This window comes from Deferrisoma palaeochoriense, assembly GCF_054656955.1.
In genome coordinates, this window is record NZ_BAAHXI010000238.1 from 1 (window position 1) to 221 (window position 221).

Below are 221 nucleotides of genomic sequence, written 5' to 3' on the forward strand. Positions count from 1 at the left end.
CATGGGGGCGGCCCAGCACCTACTGGGGGCGAGCCCGGGTCCAGTTGGCAATCCACTTCGATCTGGTTGAAATGTGACCATGAACGGTCCCGGGCCTATACACAAAAATCTTGACACCCCCCCGCCTTCCGGCTCGCCTCTTCCTCGTAGCGCACGGGCGACAGATACCCCAGAGCCGAGTGCCGACGGTGGGGGTTGTACCACCCTTCGATGTACTCAAA

1 protein-coding gene is annotated in these 221 nt (G+C 61.5%); it reads right to left on the reverse strand.

The annotated features are described in order from the left end of the window. Positions 1–95 precede the first annotated feature (95 nt). A partial coding sequence (locus ACYQ8L_RS18855) for an IS3 family transposase (RefSeq protein WP_459943343.1) occupies positions 96–221 on the reverse strand: 126 nt, incomplete at its 5' end.